The following is a 588-nucleotide window of genomic DNA, read 5'->3' on the forward strand; positions in this document are numbered from 1 at the left end:
TACTTTTTCAAAGTCACCAAATGTGATTCAAAATCCGTATGGATCGCTTCGTACTGACAGACGCCCAATGGGCGCAAATGGAACCGCTGTGCCTTGGCAAGAAAACAGATCGCGGGCGCAGCGGGCAGGACAACCGTCTTTTCATTGAGGCGGTCCTCTGGATTGCCCGGACCGGCAGCCCATGGCGGGACCTTCCGACGTATTTCGGACATTGGAACTCTGTCTATTCCCGTTACAGCGACTGGATGAAAGCCGGTGTTTTCAAACGGCTTTTTGAAGCGGTCTCTGACGATGCCGACATGGAATATGCGATGATCGACGGCACGGTGGTCCGGGTTCACCGCCATGGCCAAGGCGCAAAAGGGGGACCCGAAGTCAGGCGATAGGACGCAGTGTGACGGGATGGTCCACCAAGATCATCGCCATGACTGACGCCCTGGGCAATCTGGTACGCTTTACGCTTATCCCCGGCCAGCATTACGACACGGTCGGGGTGGCGCCGCTTCTCGAACCGGCTGATTTCGAGGGACTTCTTGCTGACAAGGCGTTCGATGTCCACTGGATCGTGGACACCATACGCGCGCAAGG

At 56.8% G+C, this 588-nt stretch carries 1 pseudogene; it reads left to right on the forward strand.

From position 1 onward, the window contains the following. Positions 1 to 38: 38 nt before the first annotated feature. Positions 39 to 588: pseudogene (locus F1542_RS17300) on the forward strand (IS5 family transposase); the annotation flags it as partial.

This window comes from Komagataeibacter sp. FXV3 (genome assembly GCF_015155755.1).
Lineage (GTDB): Bacteria > Pseudomonadota > Alphaproteobacteria > Acetobacterales > Acetobacteraceae > Komagataeibacter.